We start from the raw sequence: 20,046 nt of genomic DNA, 5'->3' as shown, positions 1-20,046 counted from the left end.
CGCCTATTCGATGATGGCCAGCGCTTCGCCAAACTCGACCGGATCGCCGCTCGTCACGAGAAAGCGGGTCAGCGTGCCGGCGCGCGGCGCCTTGATCTGGTTGAAGGTCTTCATGGCCTCGATCAGCATGATCGTCTGGCCTGCGGTAACGCTCTGCCCTTCGGACACGAACGGCGGCGCGGAGGGATCGGGCGTCAGGTAGGCGATGCCGACCATCGGGCTGTTGACGGCGCCGGGATGCTTGGCCGGGTCGACGGGCGCGGCCGCCGGTGTCGGCGTGCCCGCCGGCGCTGCCGCAATCGGGGCGGGCGCCGCCGTGTGAACGACCGAGCCGCCCCGCACGACGCGGATACGGTTGTCCTTTTCCGCGATCTCGATCTCGGTCAGCCCGGTTTCGGTCAGAATATCAGCCAATGCCCGGATGGCATCCGCGTCCACGAGCATACGGCTCATCGTTCGTCCTCGTCCTCAATCATGTCGTAAAGGGCCTGCAACGCCAGGGCATAGCCACGCACGCCGAACCCGCAGATCACGCCGATGGCGGCCTGCGACGTGTAGGTGTGGTGGCGAAAGGCGTCGCGGCGATGAATGTTGGATATATGTACCTCGACCGTCGGAAGTCCCGCCGCCAGCAATGCGTCGAGCAAAGCGATGGAGGTATGACCGTAAGCCGCCGGATTAATCACGATCCCACGTGCCCGTCCCCGGCATTCCTGGATCCAGGATATCAGCTCGCCTTCGATGTTCGTCTGACGAAAATCGATGGCAACGTCGAGCCGCTCGGCCGCCTGGATGCACACCTGCTCCAGATCGTCCAGCGTCGCATGGCCGTAAACCTCCGGCTGGCGGAGACCAAGCATATTCAGGTTCGGACCGTTCAGCACGGCAATGAGGGGACGGATCATGAAGGCTGCCCGTAGCACTTTCATTCCACACGTAAAAGCCTCGACCCGCGCGGTTCATTCATTAAGCATGCGAAAGTGCCCGAACACGCGCTGGAGTCATGGCCCTGTCGGCGCGCTGGTGTCGCCAAGATAGGCCCGCATGAATGCCGCGAGACGGTCCGCCTCCGCCGCAGGCTTGTCGGTCCGTATCCTTGCAACGCGTGGGAAACGCAACGCGACCCCGCTTTTGTGACGGGCGGAAAGTTGCGCCGCATCGAAGGCGATTTCCAGCACGAGCGACTTTTCCACCTCGCGCACCGGACCGAACCGGCCGACCGTATGATGCCGCACCCACCGGTCCAGGAAAGCCAGTTCCTGATCGGTGAAGCCGAAATAGGCCTTGCCGATCGGCACGAGTTCCTCCTCACCATCGGCGTTTTCGCGCCAAAGCCCGAAGGTGTAGTCCGAGTAGTAGCTGCTGCGTTTGCCGTGGCCGCGCTGCGCATACATCATCACGGCATCGACCGTCAGCGGCGCGCGCTTCCACTTCCACCACGGTCCTTTCGGACGACCGGGCAGATACGCACTATCGCCCCGCTTGAGCATCAACCCTTCGATGGAGGCCGCGCGCGCGTCCTCACGATGTCGTTCCAGCTGGCTGAAATCCTCGAATGCGATCAGGGGTGACAGGTCCATCCGCTGCGGCGCATTGCGTTCGAACCACATTTCCAGTCGCCGACGGCGCTCGTCGAACGGCAGACCACGAACGTCATTATCGCTGTCGAAAAGAATGTCGTAGAGCCTTACGCCAGTCGGCATGTCTTTCAACATCGCGCCAGTCGGCGCTTTCCGGTTCAGCCGTTGCTGTAGGTCGGAGAAAGGAGCCGGCTCGCCGTCGCGCATGACCAGCAATTCGCCGTCAAGAACCACATCGTCCGGCAGGCGCTCCACGGCGTCCAGTATCTCGGGGAAAGCCAGGCCAATATCGTCGGCGGTACGGCTGTAGATACGCGCGCCACCGCGCGTGCGCACCAGTTGAACGCGAATGCCGTCCCACTTCCACTCGGCGCGCCAGTCCGCCGGATCGAGCGAGGCCAGATCGACCTCCTCCAGCGGATGGGCCAACATCGGCGGTCGAAAAACAGGCGCGTCCTGAAGATCGGGCCGCGCTTCCCGACCTTCGATCCAGGCGAAGAGCGCGGTGTAAGGCGGCTCCAGCCCGTGCCAGACCTCCTCGATGTCATCAGGTTCGATACCCGCGATCTCGGCCAGGGCTGTTTTCGCCAGCCTCGCCGAAGCACCAACACGCAACGATCCCGTCATCAGCTTCAACAACGCATAGCGAACCGATGCGTCCGACGCATCCAGCCAGTCGGCCAGAAGATCGGGCAATGCCGCCTTGGGCGTCGTATGAAGGGCTTCGACGACCTCACCAACACCTGGCGGCGGCCGGTTGGGCCGCAGTTCGCCCGGCGGCCAGATCAGCGCGACCGTCTCGGCCAGATCACCGACATAATCGTAGGACCATTCGAAAAGTACCGGATCGACGCGGCGCATGGTCAGTTCGCGGATCATGGCGGGCTTGGCGGCCTTGAACGATAGCGCACCGGCCATCGCCGCCAGTGCGAAACCGCGATCGGGGTCCGGTGCACTGACGAAATAATCCCGTAGAATCGCCAGTTTGGCGTTTCGTGATGGCGTGAAGGTCAGACGCTCCAGCAAGGCGGCGAAAGCAATCATGCCGCCTGCTCCTGTTGGCCGCCTTCGTCCTCCTCATCGCCATAGCCGATCAGGCGCAACGCGCGCCCCTTGATGCCAAGACCACCGAGGGCGTGGATCAGCGCTTCCTCCCGTCCATGTGTCACCCAGATTTCCGGCGCGCCCACTTCCTTACATGTCGCCAGCAGTTCGTCCCAGTCCGCATGATCGCTGATTACCAGAGGCAACTCCACGCCACGCGACCGCGCACGTTGCCGCACCTGCATCCACCCCGAGGCCATACACACAACCGGATCGGCCAGCCGTCTCGCCCATCGGTCCGTCACCGCCGCCGGAGGTCCCAGGACGATGCCCCCGCGCAATGCCGACTTGGCAGCACCCGTCGCCGGGCGCAGGTCGCCTAGAGCCACACCGAAACGTTCATAGAGATCGCAAACCGGACGCAGGGCCCCGTGCAGCCATAACGGCTCATCATATCCCGCGCGTCGTAGCAGCGAGATCACGCGCTGGCATTTGCCCAGCGCATAGCAGCCCACGACATGCGTGCGCTCGGGAAACAGCCGCACATCATGGAGCAGCTTGTCGATCTCGTGCAGCGGGTCAGGATGGCGGAACACCGGTAGCGCGAAAGTGGCTTCCGTCACGAACAAATCACATGGCACGAGCTCGAAGGCTTCGCACGTGGTGTCCGGATGGCGCTTGTAATCGCCACTCACGACGGCACGCCCACCGCGATTTTCCATGACAACCTGCGCGCTTCCCAGCACATGCCCGGCAGGTGCCAGCCGCAGGGCGACATCCCCGATGCGGATGGTCTCCCCATACGGCAATTCCTGCTGGACCCGGCCTGCCATGTCCTCGCCCATGCGGACGCGCATGATGGCCAGCGTTTCCGGCGTCGCGAGAACACGGGCATGGCCGGAGCGGGCATGATCGGAATGACCGTGGGTGATGACGGCACGCTCGACAGGGCAGACCGGGTCGATGAAGAAGTCCCCCGGAGCGCAGTAAAGCCCTTCGGGGCGTGGCGAAAGCCAGTCGGATGGTGTCGTCACGTCCCTGCCTTGCAAATCCAAAAGCGTATTCGGGCGTATTCTGGTTCATGGATGAACTCTTGCCCGCTCCCTTTACAACGTGGTTCACGCGCCATGGTTGGCAGCCGCATGCCCATCAATTGGCCATGCTCGAAGCCGCTGCCCGCAGGGCATCCACGTTGCTCGTCGCGCCCACGGGTGGCGGCAAGACGCTGGCGGGCTTCCTGCCGAGTCTTGTCGAACTGGCGTCCATGCCGTCATCGGCACGGCACGGCATTCACACGCTCTATATCAGTCCCCTCAAGGCGCTGGCCGTCGATATCGCGCGCAACCTGACGCGTCCGGTCGAGGAAATGGACCTTCCGATCCGCATCGATGCGCGAACCGGCGACACATCCGCAAGCCAGCGACAGAAACAGCGCAAGACCCCGCCGGATATCCTGCTCACCACGCCGGAAAGTCTGGCGCTGATGCTGTCCTATCCCGATGCCGGAGAAATATTCGCCGGGCTGCGGGCCATCATCCTGGACGAGGTCCACGCTCTCCATGGCAACAAGCGTGGCGATCATCTGGCGCTTTGCCTCGGACGTCTGGCCCGTCTGACACCGACGGCACGGCGCGTCGGCCTTTCGGCCACGGTCGCGGATCCGGACGCCGTCGCAGCCTATATCGCGCCGGGCGGGGACCCCGGACGCGTCGAACGCATCAACGCACGTGCCGGCGCACCCCCGGAGGTCCATCTGCTCTTGCCGAGCGGCGACCGATCAACGCGAGACTGGTATCTTCCATGGTCCGGTCACATGGGCGTTGGCAGCACCCGTGCCATTCTCACCGCGATCGCCAGCGCGCGCCTGACGATCGTCTTCGTCAACACGCGCGCCCAGGCGGAACTCATCTTCCAGGGGCTCTGGAAATATAACGAAGACACGCTGCCGATCGGCCTGCATCATGGCAGCCTGCAATCGACGCAACGCCAGCGCGTTGAGCAGGCGATGGCCGAGGGCACGTTACGCGCCGTCGTCGCCACAGCATCCCTCGACCTCGGCATCGACTGGGCGGGGGTGGACCAGATCATCCAGGTCGGCGCACCGAAAAGCGTCTCCCGCCTTCTGCAACGCATCGGCCGCGCCAATCATCGACTGGACGAACCCTCCCGCGCCGTTCTCGTGCCGGCGAACCGGTTCGAGGTGCTGGAATGCGTCGCCGCGCGCGAAGGCGTCGCGGCCATGGATCTGGACGGACCAATGCCGCGTGCCGGTGGGCTTGACGTTCTTGCGCAACATATTCTTGGCATGGCGTGCAGCGCCCCCTTCATGCCTGACGATCTTTACGACGAAGTGCGCGACACCTCTCCCTACGCAACGCTATCGCGAAAGGATTTCGACGACGTACTGCGGTATGTCGAGGATGGCGGCTACGCATTGCAGGCCTACGACCGGCATCGGCGGCTGATCCGCGATTCGCTGGGTCAGATGTGGGTCCGCAACGAGCGCATCATGCGCCAGTATCGGATGAATATCGGCACGATCGTGGAAACACCGATGCTGCGCGTACGCCTGCGCCGTGGCCCTGCACTGGGGGAAATCGAGGAATCCTTCGCCAGCCAACTCGTCGTTGGCGATACCTTTGTCTTCGGAGGCCAACTCGTCTGTTTTCACGGCCTGCGCGATATGGTGGTCGAGGTGACCCAGGGCGGCAGCGGAGACCCGCGTATTCCTGTCTATGGCGGCAGCTGGATGCCGCTTGCCAATAACCTTGCCCGACGCGTGCGGGGACTGATCCACGACTCCGCCGAGTGGGACATCCTGCCACAGCCCGTGCACGACTGGCTGGCCATGCAGCAGCGACGCTCCAGACTGCCGGACCGGCACGGCCTGCTGGTCGAGACGTTTCCACGCGGCGACCGCTGGTACCTGGTCGCCTATTGTTTCGAGGGCCGCAACGCCCATCAGACGCTCGGCATGCTGCTCACGCGACGCATGGCGCGTTTCGGCTACGGTCCGCTGGGTTTCGTTGCAACGGATTACGTACTGGCGGCCTGGTCCATCCGAGAACCGACGGACATATCCGCGTTGTTCAGTCAGGATATGCTGGGCGAGGACCTGGAGGAATGGACGGCCGAAAGTTCGATGATGCGGCGCATGTTCCGTAACGTCGCCGTCATCGCCGGGCTGGTGGAACGCAACCTGCCCAGCCGGCAGAAAAACCGGCGGCAGGTCACGATGAGCACCGATCTGCTTTACGATGTCCTGCGCCGCCATCAGCCGGATCACGTCCTGATTCGCGCCACATGGGCGGACGCCGCGACCGGCATGACCGATCTCGGTCGCCTGTCCGCCATGCTTGCCGATGCCTATGGGAACATTATGCATATGCGGCTCGATCGTGTATCTCCCCTCGCCGTCCCCATCATGCTGGAGCTGGGCCGCGAAAAAGTCGGTGCGGGCGACAGCGAAGACGAACTCATGGCGGAGGCGGAGAGCCTTCTGGCCGAAGCGTCCGCCGATGCGCCTTCCATACCCCTGCCCAAACCGGCGAGAAAACGAAAGATTCAGGCTTGATCGCATCCGAATGGTCTCTCGGAAGCTCGAAATTCCTGCTCGATCCGACCGGCATCGTTTACTGGCCCGAACAGCGGCTGATGGCTGTCGCCGACCTGCATCTGGAAAAAAGCACGGCTTTCGCTGCCCGTGGACTGCTTCTTCCTCCCTATGACACCAGCGTCTCGCTCGCCATGCTTCATGACGCGATGATCCGCTACAACCCCGAGACCCTGCTGGCGCTGGGCGACAGCTTTCATGACAATGGAGGTCCCGGCCGGATGGCCTCGACCGAACGCGAGAAGCTGGCCGCCATCACAGCCCTGGCGGAAACCATCTGGATTGCGGGCAACCACGACCCGGACCTCCGGCAACAGGTGCCGGGACGGCATGCCGATGAATGGCGGATCGGTTCCTTCCGTTTTCGCCATGAACCTGCCACGGACATTCCGACAGGTTCTTTCGAATTTGCCGGGCATCTGCACCCGAAGGCACGCGTGCGCCTGCGTGGACAATCCATCAGTCGTTCCTGCTTCATCGGCGATGCGCGACGCCTGATCCTGCCGTCTTTCGGCGCCTATACCGGTGGTCTGGACGTCAGCGACCCTGCCATCGGCAACCTGTTTCCGAACGGCGCGGAAATCTTCATGCGCGGCAAGGAACGCGTCTATCGATTTGCCATATGATCGCCGATCCCACGACGGATCGAGGGAATTTTCTGTCGACCCCGTGAATCGCATTGCGGTGCAGGCGCGCATCCCGCAAAACCGCCATTATGGATGCCGCCTCTTCTCCCGCCGCTCGTGCCCTCGAACATGGAATTGCCGAAACCGGCCTGACACCCACCCCGCGCGAAATGGCGCGCCTGGAAAAGCTTGTTGCGCGCGCCCTGCCGCCGGGTGCCGACCAGATTTCCCCGTCCGAATTCGAACGCTGCGTTTGCGATGTGCGCCGCAAGGACTGGGCATCCCAACTCATGAACGGGGCGCGTCGCGCGGGCGAGCAGTGGATCGGCAAGCCGGACATTCTCGAAGCCGTCACGAGGATGCACGACCCACGCGCTACGCCCGAACAGTTGCGCACCCTGCTGGACGACGTCCTGGCGGAGCGGCTCCGCGATCTGGGCGATACGCCTCGAACGGTTCTGGAGGCCGTTCAGGCCGACCTGACGGATGCCGGCCAGTTCCTTTCGGGCGGGCAGATCGATCGTCTGGCCCAGACGATCGCCCATGCCTTCGGCATCGGCGACGTCGCCTTCGAAGCGGAAATGCTGGCGGCCGAACGCGCCCGTCGTGAGGAAGACGCCCGGATCGAGGCTCGTGCCGACGCACGGCGGCGTCGCGAGAATGATCGCCTGCGCGCCTGGGAGGAAAGCCTCGTCACTTTCGAGGACGTGCCGGGTATCCTGCATTGCAGCCCGCGCGAAGCCCTCCGGTGGATCGCGGAAAACCGGCTGCCGGTCGCGCGTCGGACGCCGCAGCCGGATGGTACGGAAATCTTTGCTTTCGACCCGGCGGAACTCAGACGTCTGCGTCCGCAGCTCCCGGATTGGCGACGCGGCACGGGCACAGGCAAGCCCGATCTGGACCGTATCCCGGCGGGAAATCGCAAGGTCGGCAACGCCGTCATCGCCCGCGTGGCCGCGCTGGACCGTTACGCCGCGCATTTCAAGACCGCACGGGCCCTGAAACGCCGCATTACATTGGTGACGGGACCGACGAACAGCGGCAAATCCTATACGGCGCTGAATGCCCTCGCGGGCGCGGAAAGCGGTCTCGCGCTCGCCCCCCTGCGCCTGCTGGCACATGAATTCCGGGAGGCGCTGCTTTCACGCGGCGTCCCGGCCTCACTGGCGACGGGTGAGGAACGGATCGTCATGTCCGGCGCGCGCCATCTGGCCGCGACGGTCGAGATGTGCCCGTTTCACAACCCGGTCGACGTCGCCCTGATCGACGAGGCGCAGATGCTGGCCGACCCGGATCGCGGCGCGGCGTGGACAGCCGCCATCATGGGCGCCCCCGCCCGCCATCTCTATATTCTCGGCGCGCCGGACTGCATTCCCCTCGTGCGGCGGATCGCGGAACTCTGCGACGACCCGCTCGACGAAATCACGCTTGAACGCAAAAGCCCACTGCGGGCCGCAACCGCGCCTGTCCGGCTGAACGAACTTGCCCCGGGCGATGCCGTCATCGCCTTTTCCCGACGCGAGGTGCTCGATCTCCGCGCCGAACTACTGGCGCGCAGCCGGCGCGTCGCCGTCGTCTACGGTGCATTGAGCCCCGAGGTCCGTCGCGCAGAGGCCGCGCGCTTCAACGATGGCGATGCCGAAATCCTGGTGGCGACGGATGCCATCGGCATGGGCCTGAACCTGACCATCAAAAGGGTGGTCTTCAGCAGCCTGCGCAAATTCGACGGCAAACAGACGCGCGAACTGACAACGCAGGAGATCAAGCAGATCGGCGGTCGTGCCGGACGTTACGGAAAGCACGAGGATGGCATCGTCGCCGTCCTTTCCGAGGCCGGCAGCCCGACCTATATCCGCCAGAAGCTCGCGGCCCCACCCGAACCGATCGTTGAATTGCGCCCGCTCGTTCAGCCGGACGCCGACATCGTTCGCGCCGTCGCGGAAGAGATCGAGTCCGATAGCCTCTATGGCGTGCTCGCGCGAATCAAACGTGCTGTCTTGCGGACGGACGATCCGAACTACCGTCTCGCGGACATGGATCAGGCCTTCGAGATCGCATCCGCGCTGGAAGGTGTTGAAGGGCTCGACCTCACGCAGCGTTGGACCTACGCGATGTGCCCAGTCGACGAACGCGATAATGGCATCATCCGCCTGACACGCTGGGCGGCAGACCATGCCGCGGGTCGCGCCGTGCCACCGCCCGGAACAGGTCGCCTGCCACAGCCCGTCCAAGCTGGTCGGGAAGAACTGGAACGCGCGGAAAAGCGGCACAAGCGCCTCGTCGCATGGCGCTGGCTTTCACTCCGCTTCCCGGAAGCCTATCCCGACCGCGAAATGGCGGAAGACAATACCGTCGCACTCAACGACTGGATTGAAGCCGTTCTCCGGCAGCAGAGCCGTGTGCGCGAAAATCAGCGCCACGAGCGGCCGAAATCGCGTGGCCGGGGCGCGCAGGCGCCTAAAAAGCCGGTGTTTTCCACGGAAAAATCCAGCAAGGACAAGGGCAAGCGTCGCCGGCCCTCGCGCTGATCGACGGGCTGGCATAATTTTTCATATTCGTGACGCAAAAAGTTCTTCCATTCTTCACGAAATACGCGCTAGCGTCATTTTGCGGCAACCGAGTAAGCCTTGCAGCTCTCCCAAATAATTTTTGGGCATGGTGCAAGTATTGATCGGCCAACGCAAAGCAACGCGCTTTATGCGCATGTGAAGAAGGAATACCGATATGTTATCTGGTTTTTCCGTAAGCACATTCCGTCGCAAAACTATTGGCTTTAGCCGGGTTGCGCATGTCAACGTTATGCATTGGGGGGCAGATCCGCCGTAGCTTCTGCCCTTATGCGACGTCCGTACTTTAGGCGGAGCCAGATCGCTCCGACTTATCGGCTGGCGTCGCATCCCTCGACACTCTCCGCCACCCAGTTTCTTTTTTTCGTTGCCTTGCCGATCCCCGGATTGAAACAGTTACAGGGATCGAGTTCCCGATAATGGGCCAGCATCGCCGACGGCGCCTCATAAAGGTGTCCGACATTGTGCTCCGCAGGATATCGGGCACCACGCTGATCGAGCAGTGGCAGCATTTCATGCTCCACGGCCATGGCATCATAACCTTTCCGAACAGCATAATCCTGATGCATGACATGGCAGAAGAAGTGGCCATAATAGAGTTTCAGGGTGATCTTGTTCTCGATTTCCGCCGGAAGCTTCTCGAACCACGCTCGATCGTTCCGGCGTAGCGCGATGTCGAGCGCCACGATGTCCTCGACCGTATCCGAATGGACGGCGCGATAGCGAACCGCGGCACCGGCTGCCGCAAAACGGTGCAGGAATGCCCGTGCACCTTCGTCATTCGAACATTGAAAGAAATCGCCGGAATTATGGGTGAAGAACTCTTTCAAATACTGCTCGGCGCTCGATCGCATGTTTGACGATACTTTGAGCATCAGATGATGCTCGAAACGATCCCGGTATTGCCGCAACCTCGAGGGTACCTGTTGCGGTAGCAGCCTGCTGGCAGCCTGAAGCAGGCGGTCACTAAGATGCGCCGGCAGAAATGGCACACGTTGCGCGATAATATCGAACCGCGCTTTAAGGGCGAAAAACAACGGCAGCCGACGCGTGCCGAAATAGCGGATCATCGCGAAGGTGTCTTTGCCGTAGGTTTCGGCGATGTCGAATGCCTCGCGGTGAATGTATTCTCCGGCGATCGGAAGTTCGTCGAAGGTCGTCAGGATATCACGGCGTATCCGCTCCAGTTCGTCCGTCTCGTTCGTGCCGATATAGAATACCGCCGGGTCCTTCTGCTTTTCGAACGTATCGAGACGCACAGCAAAAACGATGAGTTTGCCCGCGCAGCCTGCGGCTTCAAACCATCTGGCGGCATCGGCATTGAAGCGGGCAGGCGTGTCGGCATCGACATCGCGTATGCGCCGGGCGTAATCCGCATCGTGCCCCTTTCCGGCGGCACGCACGTCTTGCGCGGTAAACTCGCCTTTCTCCACACGCGAAAGAACCAGTTCCGGCTCCTCACCGAGTTCGATGCCCAGATGATTGACGAGTTGAAGCCGCCCATCGATGCCGACACGCCCGAACAAGGCCATTTCCGTGAAAGCGGGACCACGCTGGATGAGCGCCCCGCCGGAATTGTTGCTGATGCCGCCCAGAACCGAAGCGCCGATACACGATGACCCGATAACGGAGTGGGGCTCACGCCCGATCCGACTGAGCAGCGTCTCCAGAACATTCAATGTTGCGCCGGGCAGACATACGACCTGCCGTCCCTGATCGATCAGGTGAATCCCCGAGAGTCTCAGCGTGCCAATCAGCACGATATCCCGGTCGTAATCGTTCCCGTCCGGCGTCGAGCCACCCGTCAGTCCGGTATTGGCGGCCTGCATGATGACAATCTTGCCAGCACGCGTGCAGGCCTGCGCGACACGCCACAGCTCCACAAGAGACCCCGGCCGGACGACGGCCTGAACGGCGCCGGCGCCAAATCGATAGCCACGGCGGTAACGATAGGTGCTGGCAGGCCGCGTCAGGACATGCCGTCTGCCAACGATCTTCCGCAGGTCCGCGATAAAATCCAGGCTACCGATGCCTGGCTCTCCACGATCCGACCGTTGCGTGTGTTTCATTGATACGATGCTTTTCCTACGCCGCTTCTCCCGACGACGTTTACCAGCGGCCACGCACGGTACCAAATCAGATAAAATTCAGGAACGGATCCCCTGCCCCAGCCTGCGCACCACGGCCTGCCCGACACCATGCGCACTGGCGGGATTTTGACCCGTAATCAGAAGTCCGTCTTCCACGATATGGGAAACGAACGGCAACGCCGACATGCTGTACCGGCCGCCACGTTTCTGCAATTCGTCTTCAAGGCTGAACGGAACCGCATCGTCGCGCTTGGCCGTGACTTCCTCACGCCACGAAAAACCCGTGACGTTACGACCATCCACCAGATAACGACCGTCTGCCAATTGCACATCCAGCAGTCCCGATGGACCATGACATACAGCGGCCACGAGCTTGCCGGCGTCGAGGAACGAGCCGATCAGCGCCGTCAACGCACGACTGGAGGCAAAGTCGAACATGACGCCATGCCCGCCGGTCAGATAGATAGCGTCGTAAAAGGAAGGATCGATCGCGGATACCGGCCGCGTATCGCGCAGCAGGTTCATGAACGCACGATCCTTATACCGGCGGTGCACGCCGCCCTTCAGACCGAAAGCCGCTCCCATCTCCGTAACGATCAGGCTCTCCGGATCGATGGGCACAGGCCCGCCGCCGGGACTGACGATATCCATCGAATAGCCTGCGGCTTCCAGAACATCCCAGAAGTGCGTCAGTTCGCTCAGCCAAAGCCCCGTTCGATAGCCAACGCGATCGAACTCACCAATATTGGTCACGACGATAAGAATTCTCTGCGTCACGGTCATATCCCGTCTCCATCCCATCCGACGACTGGCATAGAAGCGTGGCGCGACACGCGGAGTTTCAGGCGTTCCGCATCATGGCTGATCGGGATCGGCCGCCAGAACATCCTCGTCCTGTCGGGCAAGATACGCATCGTGCGTATCGGGCGACAGTGCGATCACCCGGTCCCAGTCATCCCGCGCCGGGCCGAGCGCGCCCTGTCGTGCATGAAGGATGCCCCGCTCCAGCAAAGCCCCGACGTTATCCGGCGCCAGGTCCAGTGCCGTCTCCACATCCTTCAGCCCACCGGCGATATCGTTCATATGACGACGATCGGCCGCCCGGAGTGTGTAGGCGTCCGACAAATCCTTGCCGGTCCGGGGCAATGCGCCCAGCGTCTGGAGGCTTGCGGCATATTGGCCCTCGTCACATTGGGCCCGCGCAAGCAGGGTCGACAATACAAGATCCTGCGGTGACCATGCCAACCCGGCACGCGCCGATGACGCGGCGGATGCTGTTTGATGGACCTGCAGCCAGGCGCGCGCTGCATTTGCATAGAACGCGGCAATAACCTCCGCCTGCGGATCACCCGCCGACACGGTATGGCCTTCCGCCCTCGCCAGCGCGAGTGCATCGAAGCGCCGCGCTGCATCGGCCACCTCGCCACGTTCCATCTGTGCCAAAGCGGCGCATTCACCGGCAGCCAGGCCGCCGCCATGGCGCGTCCATTCCTCGGCCTGCGCAAGCACTGCATCGGGATTATCCGCGAGATGGGTCAGGCAGCGCGCCAGCTCCGGCGATGGGGATTGCGCCACGGCGACCGAGCCGAAGCCAAGGGTGCCGACAACCCATGTTGATACTATGATGCGCCCACATGCTTTCATAAGTGTTGATTGACGTTGGGCCTCGCCGATGGTCAAGCGGGAAAAGGATATCGATGTGCGGCGAATTGTTATTCTGGGGATGGGATATGCCGCCACGGCGTTCGCAACATTGGCCCAGACACGCGGGTGGTGCACGATCGGAACGAAGCGGCAGGCTGCGCAAGCGGCCACCACGCTGCCTTGCGTTCCGTTCGACGAGGCTGCGGACATTCTGGCAGCGGCCACACATATCCTGATCTCGACGCCGCCCGGCGCTGACGGCGATCCGGCCTATCTGCGTTACGCGGCGGCAATACGTGCGGCGCCGCAGCTGCATTGGATCGGCTATTACTCCACGACCGGCGTCTATGGCGATCAGGGGGGAGCGCGCGTGGATGAGAAGACAACGCCCGCGCCCGCGCAGAACCGTAGTATCGCCCGTCTTGACGCGGAGAACGCATGGCGCAACCTGGCCAGAGAGCGTGCCATCGCATGCGACGTCATGCGTCTCGGTGGAATCTACGGCCCCGGCCGCTCGGCGCTGGATGCGTTGCGCAACGGGACGGCACGCATCATCGATGCGCCGGACCATTGCTTCAGTCGAATTCATCGGCAGGACATTGCGGAAGGGACACTGGCGGCGATTGAAACCGCGCGAGATATTCGCATCCTCAATTTTACGGACCGTCTGCCAAGCCCTCAACGCGACGTCTTCGCGGAGGCGGCGCGCTTGCTCGATTGTCCCATGCCGCCGGCGATGCCGCTGGCGGCCGCGTGGCCGGAAATGAGCGAAATGGCCAGAAGCTTCTGGTCGGAGCGACGGCAGGTCGATAGCCGGTGGACAGAAGCCAGCCTGCACCGGAGATGGCGCTATCCAACCTATCGGGAAGGCCTTGCTGCCATCCTGCATGACGTGTGAGTAGCCTCGATCGTCCGAAACCCCACGGGGAAGACCGTAAACGACCATGGCGGCTCTTGCGGGATGGAGCGCCTTGGTCCATGCGCATTATCTGATCGCCATCAAGAAACGATCGCGGGGCTGCCGCCGCCTGTCCGCGATCGATCCGGAACAAGATAGGGTTAGATATAACGGACGCCATGACGATTCTTTCGGTGCGGCAGGGCCGCCTACCCTCTCGCTCGATAAAATGCCTGACCGGCTTCGCGTTCAGTGCCTTGCTCGCAGGATGCATGTCGATCGGCCCGGACCGGCTGACGCGCGATCAACTCGATTATTCCCGGGCGCTCGGCGAAACCGAGAAGCACGAGATGCTGCTCAATATCGTTCGCATCCGATATGCCGATCCGCCGACCTTCCTCGATACGACGCAGGTGATCGCCGGTTATCAGCTCAATCGTTCGGTCAATGGCGGTTTCAATGCCTTTCCTTCCGGGATTGGAAGCTATCTGTTCGGCAGCGGCACGGCGACCCTGCAGGAGAACCCGACCTTCACCTATCAGCCCGAAACCGGCCAGCAATATGCCGAGAATGTCATTCGGCCCATTTCGCCGGTCGTCATCATGCCACTCAGCCTCGGTGGCCTGCCGATCGACTCCCTGTTGCGGTTAACGGCACAGTCCATCGACGGCCTGAGCAACGTCCGTGCGCTCGGCGCCGGTCCAACGGGCGGTGGTTCCCTCAAGTTCTACCTGCTACTTCACGACCTGCGGCAACTCCAGATCGCCGGTGCGATGACCATCCGTATATCGACGGACGCACCAAAGGCCGGCAGCGGCGAGACCAGCGCCAGCAACGCCTCGAATTCGACAAAATCGACCGGCCCGCAGCCAGAGCACGCCTATCTGGTGCTGACCTCGACATCCGATCCATCCCTCACGTCGATTCAGAGCGAGGTCCGCCGGCTACTGCATCTCGATGCCCATGCGGAAGAAGCTGAAATCGTCTACGGCCCCTATCAGAAGCCAGGCCAGATCGCCATTCTCACCCGCTCGATGTTCGCCATCCTTTCGCAGATCGCGTATGAAACGAATGTCCCGCAACACGACGTGGACACGAAACGCACGCTGCCGACGATCAGTCCCGTCGGCATTGAAACCCGGCCCGATATCGTCATCCACTCCGGCAAACACGTGCCGGACGATGTCTATGACGCCGTTCACTACCGCGACCAATGGTTCTGGATCGAGGATTCTGACTTCAACAGCAAGCTCAGCTTCACCATGATCCAGATCCTGGCGGCGCTGGCGGCAACAAGCCACTCGCCCGGTGCGGTCATTACCATTCCCGCCGGCTGATTGTCGGGCTCATAGCTTGCCGGCAAGAGCAAGACGGCAGCGCATCACTTTTTTTTGCTTCTACAAATCAAAACTCAGTGACTTAGGGTGGGAGCATCGAAATTTAGGAGGTTTCATGTCTTCTCGAACCCGACCGATGGGTATTGGCGGGGCCGCTAGTATCGCACTCGGCGTCGTCATTGCCTTATTCGGCGCGATTTTCGTGCTCATGGGCGCGTATCTCGCTGTATTGGGAGGCTCTTGGTACTACGTTATCTGTGGGCTTGTATTGGTTACCTCGGGTGCCCTGATGGTCACAGGTAAGCTGCTCGGGGCCTGGCTTTTCCTGGCGGCCTGGCTCGGCACCATCATCTGGACGATCTACGAAGTGGGCTTCGAGTGGTGGGGATGGCTCCCCCGTGATTTCGGCCCGACGATCCTTGCAATCCTCGTTGTTCTTTGCGTGCCGGCCCTGCGTCGCCGGGACACTATCCGTCCCATTTCACGCGGAGCCGTCTGATGCGTAAAATAAACCTTCTGGCTGCCACCACTCTGTGCGGCGTCATGACCCTCGCCTCGGCCCAGGCTCAGGTCGCCTCCCATACCGAGCGCCTGCCTGGCCCCGGCAATACATCACAACAGGAACCGCAGAGCAGCGACGAAGCCGCCAGGTTCGCAGCGCCGTCGCCAAACGCGCCACAGGCCTCCGGTGTGAACGCCGCCAACCTGCCGGACGCCGAAGAGATCGATCCTGCCACGATCCCGGCAATGGCCGCACAACACAGCGCCGACCCGGCGCACGACGACTGGCCTGCCTATGGCCGGGACGACAATGCCTCACGTTACTCGCCGCTCGATCAATTGACGCCGAGCAATGTCGGCCAGCTACAGCGGGCCTTCGTCTATCACACGGGCAGCAAGCCGGCGCCTGGCCAGCAGAACAAGTGGGCAGCCGAAACGACACCGATCAAGGTCGGCGACTCCCTGTATATGTGTTCAGCCATGAACGACATGATGCGGATCGACGCCACCAACGGTCATGAGATCTGGCGCTACAAGGCCGGGGTCAAGTTCCACTCCATTCCCTACACGGCAGCCTGCAAGGCGGTGACGTATTATACGTCCTCCACCGTGCCGGAAGGGCAGCCCTGCCATAACCGAATCATGGAAGGCACGCTGGACGAGCGTCTCATCCAGGTGGACGCCGAAACAGGCAAGGCCTGCGAAGGCTTCGGGTTCCATGGCCAGGTCAACCTCATGCAAGGCATGGGCGAATCCGTTCCGGGCTTCGTCTCGATGACGACGCCACCGCCGGTCATCAACGGTGTCGCCGTGGTCAATCAGGAAGTGCTGGATGGCCAGCGCCGCTGGGCTCCTTCGGGCGTCATCCGCGGTTACGATGCCGAAACCGGCAAGTTCGCCTGGGCCTGGGACGTCAACAATCCCGACAACCACCATCAGCCGGCTGCGGGCGAGCATTACAGCCGTGGCACGCCGAACTCATGGGCCGCCATGACCGGTGACAATGCGCTGGGCCTCGTCTACGTCCCGACCGGCAACTCGGCATCCGACTACTACAGCGCCATGCGCTCGGATAAGGAGAACGCCGTTTCCTCCGCCGTCGTGGCGATCGATGTCAAGACAGGCTCCCCGCGCTGGGTCTTCCAGACAGTCCACAAGGACGTGTGGGACTACGATATCGGCAGCCAGGCCACGCTCTTCGACTATCATGCGGCAGATGGCAGCACGATTCCGGCGCTGTTGATGCCAACGAAGCGCGGCCAGACGTTCCTCCTGGACCGCCGCACCGGCAAGCCCCTGCCGGAGTTTCCGGTTGAGGAACGCCCCGCTCCCTCGCCGGGCGTCGTGCCGGGCGATCCGCGTTCGCCGACCCAGCCCTGGTCGGTCGCCTTCCCGCGTCTCGGCTTTCCGGACCTGAAGGAAAGCGACATGTGGGGTATGTCGCCGATCGATCAGCTGTTCTGCCGCATCAAGTATCGCCGCGCGGCTTATGTGGGTGAATTCACCCCGCCGCATATCACCAAGCCCTGGATCGAGTATCCTGGCTATAATGGCGGCTCGGATTGGGGAAGCATGGCTTACGACGCCAAGAACGGCATCGTCATCGCCAACTGGAACAACACCCCGATGTATGACCAGCTCGTCACGCGTAAGCAGGCGAACAAGCTGGGCCTGATGCCGATCGACGATCCCAACTTCAAGCCCAGCGCTGGTGGCGCGGAAGGCAACGGCGCCATGGCGGAGACGCCCTATGGTATCGTCGTGACGCCGTTCTGGGATCAGTATACCGGCATGATGTGCAACAAGCCGCCTTACGGCATGATCGAGGCAATCGACATCAAGACGCATAAGGTGTTGTGGCAGTCGCCGCTGGGCACGGCGCGCGCCAATGGTCCCTGGGGCCTGCCGACCTACCTGCCATTGAACATCGGCACGCCGAACAACGGCGGTCCGGTTATCACGGCAGGTGGCCTCGTCTTCGTGGCGGCCGCGACGGACAACCAGATCCGCGCGATCGACGTCAAGACCGGCAAGGTCGTGTGGAGCGACGTTCTGCCGGGCGGTGGCCAGGCGACCCCGATGACCTATGAAGTCAACGGCAAGCAGTATCTTGCCATCATGGCCGGCGGTCATCACTTCATGATGACGCCTGTGAGCGATGATCTGGTCGTTTACGCGCTGCCTGGCAGCACGCACTGACGCCGGACCGACATCGACGGAAATGAAGCAAGGGCCGGGTTCATAACCCGGCCCTTCGCTTTTATGCTCGCTTCCGATAAGCAGGACGCTTCATTTCGACGGAGTCGGTTCCTTGTATGACAACGGCCAGGACGAGCCCCCCAGCTGGACGGCGATCGGGGTCATCGCCTTTCTCAGTATCGCTTTTGCAACCGTCCTGGTGACGGCGATGGCCAATGCGGGGCCGACCTTGCAGTTCGTGCCATGAGCGCGAAAGGACCGGACATCATCGTTAAAATGGCGTAACGTAGGCATATTACCCAGCAGAGGGCCGCCATGTCTGCCGTTGCCGTTTTCGAATTCTCACTTTTTCTTCTCGTTGCCATCCTCTGCCTCGAAGTACTGGCGCGACGTCTGGGCCTTCCGCCTGCGGCCGCGCTGATCGCCGGTGGCGCCCTGCTCGCCGTGGCGCCGGGTATCCCGAATTTCGAGCTCGACCCGGATCTGGTGCTTGTTCTGTTTTTGCCGCCGCTTCTGATGGAGGGCGCATTCTTCACCGTCTGGGCCGATTTCCGGCGGCTGATCGGCGGCATCTTGTCGCTGGCCGTCGGCGCGGTGATTTTCACGACACTGGTCGTCGGCGCGGTGACTCACTGGGTCATGCCATCGCTTCCCTGGGGGGCGTGCTTCGCACTTGGTGCCGTCGTCTCCCCGCCCGATGCCGTTGCTGCGAAAGCCATTCTCGAACGCGTGCATCTCCCGCGCCGCATGATGGTGCTGCTCCAGGGTGAAAGCCTGCTGAACGATGCGGCTGGCCTTGTGCTCCTGCGCTTCGCCGTCGCTGCTGCCCTGACGGGAAGCTTCAGCCTTCCCAGCGCCACGGGTTCATTCGTCATGCTTGCGGTCGGCGGTACGGCGGTCGGCGCGGCATTGGGCCTGCTATGGCTGCGCTTCCTGCCGCTTCTGGGCAATACATCCCTGATGATCGCGGCGACTTTCGTCCTGTCCTGGGCAGCCTACATCACGGGAGAAGCCATCCATGTGTCCGGCGTACTCGCAACCGTAACGGCCGGCCTGATTATCGGATGGTATCAACATGAGACATTTTCCGCTTCCATGCGCATTCGATCGATTGCCGTCTGGGAAGTCATGGTCTTCGTCATGGAGTCATTCGTTTTCATCCTGATCGGCCTCGCTCTGCGTTCCATTCGTATGCATTTCGGATCGACCGAGCATGTCATCGGCGTTCTGCTTCTCCCCGTTCTGGCCGTTGTCCTGACAGTCATCATCTCCCGGTTCGTCTGGATTTTCGCCACGGATGGCATTCGTCTGGGGCTCGCGCGGGTGACTGGACGGCCTACGACACCGTTTTCGGTAGCTTCAGCGACGATCATGAGCTGGGCCGGCATGCGCGGCGTCGTGACACTCGCCATCGGGCTGGCTCTCCCGGAACATATGCCGGGGCGCGATCTGATCCTCATCAGTGCCTTCTCCGTCATCCTCGTGACGGTCGTCTTCCAGGGCACGACGATCGGCTGGCTCATCCGAGTCATGGAGCCCAAGGAAAACATCGCTTTCGCCGATGAGCATCTTACGCGCGCGCAAGCCGTCGCCCGCATGACGTCCGTGCAACTCACCGCCATCGAAAAGCTCGCACAACACAGCAATGGCGCCTTTCGTCACCCGCGTCTTCTGGAGCAGTTCGGTTATCGCGCGCGCGTGGCCGATGAATACAGCCGGTCGGAAACACTCCTCGCAGAAGAAAAATCTGCGCATTACACAGCTGTGCTCGCTGCCATTACGGCCGGGCGCAAGGAAATCCTGCGTCTTCATCGCGCCGGCGCCATCCACGATGATGTGCTGCATAGTCTCGAGCATCAACTGGACCTGCAGGAACTATCGGCTGAAAATGAGCGCGCCTGACATTGCCTGCTCCCGCGCGCCTCGTCTCATCGCATTTCCCGTGCT

At 62.2% G+C, this 20,046-nt stretch carries 16 protein-coding genes; 9 read left to right on the top strand and 7 right to left on the bottom strand.

What is annotated here, in order from left to right; genetic code table 11:
* Nucleotides 1-3: 3 nt before the first annotated feature.
* The 4 genes from A0U93_RS14865 to A0U93_RS14850 all read right to left on the bottom strand — a co-directional run bounded on the left by A0U93_RS14865 (nucleotide 4) and on the right by A0U93_RS14850 (nucleotide 3,658).
* On the bottom strand, nucleotides 4-453 hold the full coding sequence (locus A0U93_RS14865; RefSeq protein WP_077808014.1) for an acetyl-CoA carboxylase biotin carboxyl carrier protein: 450 nt from the start codon (nucleotides 451-453) through the stop codon (nucleotides 4-6).
* Nucleotides 450-905: a type II 3-dehydroquinate dehydratase gene (gene aroQ, locus A0U93_RS14860; RefSeq protein ID WP_077808013.1), complete on the bottom strand. Its 456-nt coding sequence runs from the start codon at nucleotides 903-905 to the stop codon at nucleotides 450-452. Before aroQ ends, A0U93_RS14865 begins: the two co-directional genes overlap by 4 nt.
* 96 nt (nucleotides 906-1,001) lie before the next feature.
* Nucleotides 1,002-2,624, bottom strand: coding sequence for a cisplatin damage response ATP-dependent DNA ligase (locus A0U93_RS14855; protein WP_077808012.1), 1,623 nt, complete (start codon nucleotides 2,622-2,624; stop codon nucleotides 1,002-1,004).
* On the bottom strand, nucleotides 2,621-3,658 hold the full coding sequence (locus A0U93_RS14850) for a ligase-associated DNA damage response exonuclease (RefSeq protein ID WP_245824949.1): 1,038 nt from the start codon (nucleotides 3,656-3,658) through the stop codon (nucleotides 2,621-2,623). The genes A0U93_RS14855 and A0U93_RS14850 overlap by 4 nt, the downstream gene beginning before the upstream one ends.
* 59 nt (nucleotides 3,659-3,717) lie before the next feature.
* Between A0U93_RS14850 and A0U93_RS14845 the strand changes: the two genes are divergently transcribed.
* The 3 genes from A0U93_RS14845 (at nucleotide 3,718) to A0U93_RS14835 (ending at nucleotide 9,391) form a co-directional block, all read left to right on the top strand.
* Nucleotides 3,718-6,198 (top strand): ligase-associated DNA damage response DEXH box helicase, encoded by a 2,481-nt coding sequence (locus A0U93_RS14845; RefSeq protein WP_456306285.1) that lies wholly within the window; start codon nucleotides 3,718-3,720, stop codon nucleotides 6,196-6,198.
* Complete coding sequence (gene pdeM / locus A0U93_RS14840; RefSeq protein WP_077808009.1) at nucleotides 6,195-6,863, top strand: ligase-associated DNA damage response endonuclease PdeM; 669 nt, start codon at nucleotides 6,195-6,197, stop codon at nucleotides 6,861-6,863. Before A0U93_RS14845 ends, pdeM begins: the two co-directional genes overlap by 4 nt.
* Nucleotides 6,864-6,952: 89 nt before the next feature.
* On the top strand, nucleotides 6,953-9,391 hold the full coding sequence (locus tag A0U93_RS14835) for a helicase-related protein (protein WP_077808008.1): 2,439 nt from the start codon (nucleotides 6,953-6,955) through the stop codon (nucleotides 9,389-9,391).
* 350 nt (nucleotides 9,392-9,741) lie between these two features.
* Here A0U93_RS14835 and dld read toward each other — a convergent pair whose 3' ends face one another.
* The 3 genes from dld to A0U93_RS14820 all read right to left on the bottom strand — a co-directional run bounded on the left by dld (nucleotide 9,742) and on the right by A0U93_RS14820 (nucleotide 13,095).
* Entirely contained in the window at nucleotides 9,742-11,499 is a 1,758-nt protein-coding gene (dld, locus tag A0U93_RS14830) for a D-lactate dehydrogenase (RefSeq protein ID WP_077808007.1), read from the bottom strand.
* A 78-nt stretch (nucleotides 11,500-11,577) separates the two neighbouring features.
* A complete protein-coding gene (locus A0U93_RS14825) occupies nucleotides 11,578-12,297 on the bottom strand; it encodes a type 1 glutamine amidotransferase domain-containing protein (protein ID WP_245824947.1) in 720 nt (239 codons plus the stop codon).
* A 78-nt stretch (nucleotides 12,298-12,375) separates the two neighbouring features.
* The gene (locus A0U93_RS14820; protein WP_169852784.1) at nucleotides 12,376-13,095 is read right to left on the bottom strand and encodes a tetratricopeptide repeat protein; all 720 of its coding nucleotides are present in this window, start codon (nucleotides 13,093-13,095) and stop codon (nucleotides 12,376-12,378) included.
* 97 nt (nucleotides 13,096-13,192) lie between these two features.
* Here A0U93_RS14820 and A0U93_RS14815 point away from each other — a divergent pair, with 97 nt between their 5' ends.
* From A0U93_RS14815 to A0U93_RS14795, 6 genes are all read left to right on the top strand, one after another.
* Nucleotides 13,193-14,062, top strand: coding sequence for a Rossmann-fold NAD(P)-binding domain-containing protein (locus tag A0U93_RS14815; protein WP_077808004.1), 870 nt, complete (start codon nucleotides 13,193-13,195; stop codon nucleotides 14,060-14,062).
* 179 nt (nucleotides 14,063-14,241) lie between these two features.
* Complete coding sequence (locus tag A0U93_RS14810) at nucleotides 14,242-15,399, top strand: hypothetical protein (RefSeq protein ID WP_245824945.1); 1,158 nt, start codon at nucleotides 14,242-14,244, stop codon at nucleotides 15,397-15,399.
* A 115-nt stretch (nucleotides 15,400-15,514) separates the two neighbouring features.
* A complete protein-coding gene (locus A0U93_RS14805) occupies nucleotides 15,515-15,898 on the top strand; it encodes a hypothetical protein (protein ID WP_077808003.1) in 384 nt (127 codons plus the stop codon).
* Nucleotides 15,898-18,099: a pyrroloquinoline quinone-dependent dehydrogenase gene (locus A0U93_RS14800; protein ID WP_077808002.1), complete on the top strand. Its 2,202-nt coding sequence runs from the start codon at nucleotides 15,898-15,900 to the stop codon at nucleotides 18,097-18,099. Before A0U93_RS14805 ends, A0U93_RS14800 begins: the two co-directional genes overlap by 1 nt.
* A gap of 112 nt (nucleotides 18,100-18,211) precedes the next feature.
* Nucleotides 18,212-18,346 (top strand): hypothetical protein, encoded by a 135-nt coding sequence (locus A0U93_RS17000; protein ID WP_255318259.1) that lies wholly within the window; start codon nucleotides 18,212-18,214, stop codon nucleotides 18,344-18,346.
* Nucleotides 18,347-18,414: 68 nt separating this feature from the next.
* Nucleotides 18,415-20,001, top strand: coding sequence for a Na+/H+ antiporter (locus A0U93_RS14795; protein WP_077808001.1), 1,587 nt, complete (start codon nucleotides 18,415-18,417; stop codon nucleotides 19,999-20,001).
* Nucleotides 20,002-20,046: the final 45 nt, after the last annotated feature.

Origin of the sequence: Neoasaia chiangmaiensis, assembly GCF_002005465.1 — a bacterium.
In the GTDB taxonomy this organism is placed as follows: domain Bacteria; phylum Pseudomonadota; class Alphaproteobacteria; order Acetobacterales; family Acetobacteraceae; genus Neoasaia; species Neoasaia chiangmaiensis.
This window is presented reverse-complemented; position numbering and strand designations above follow the sequence as displayed.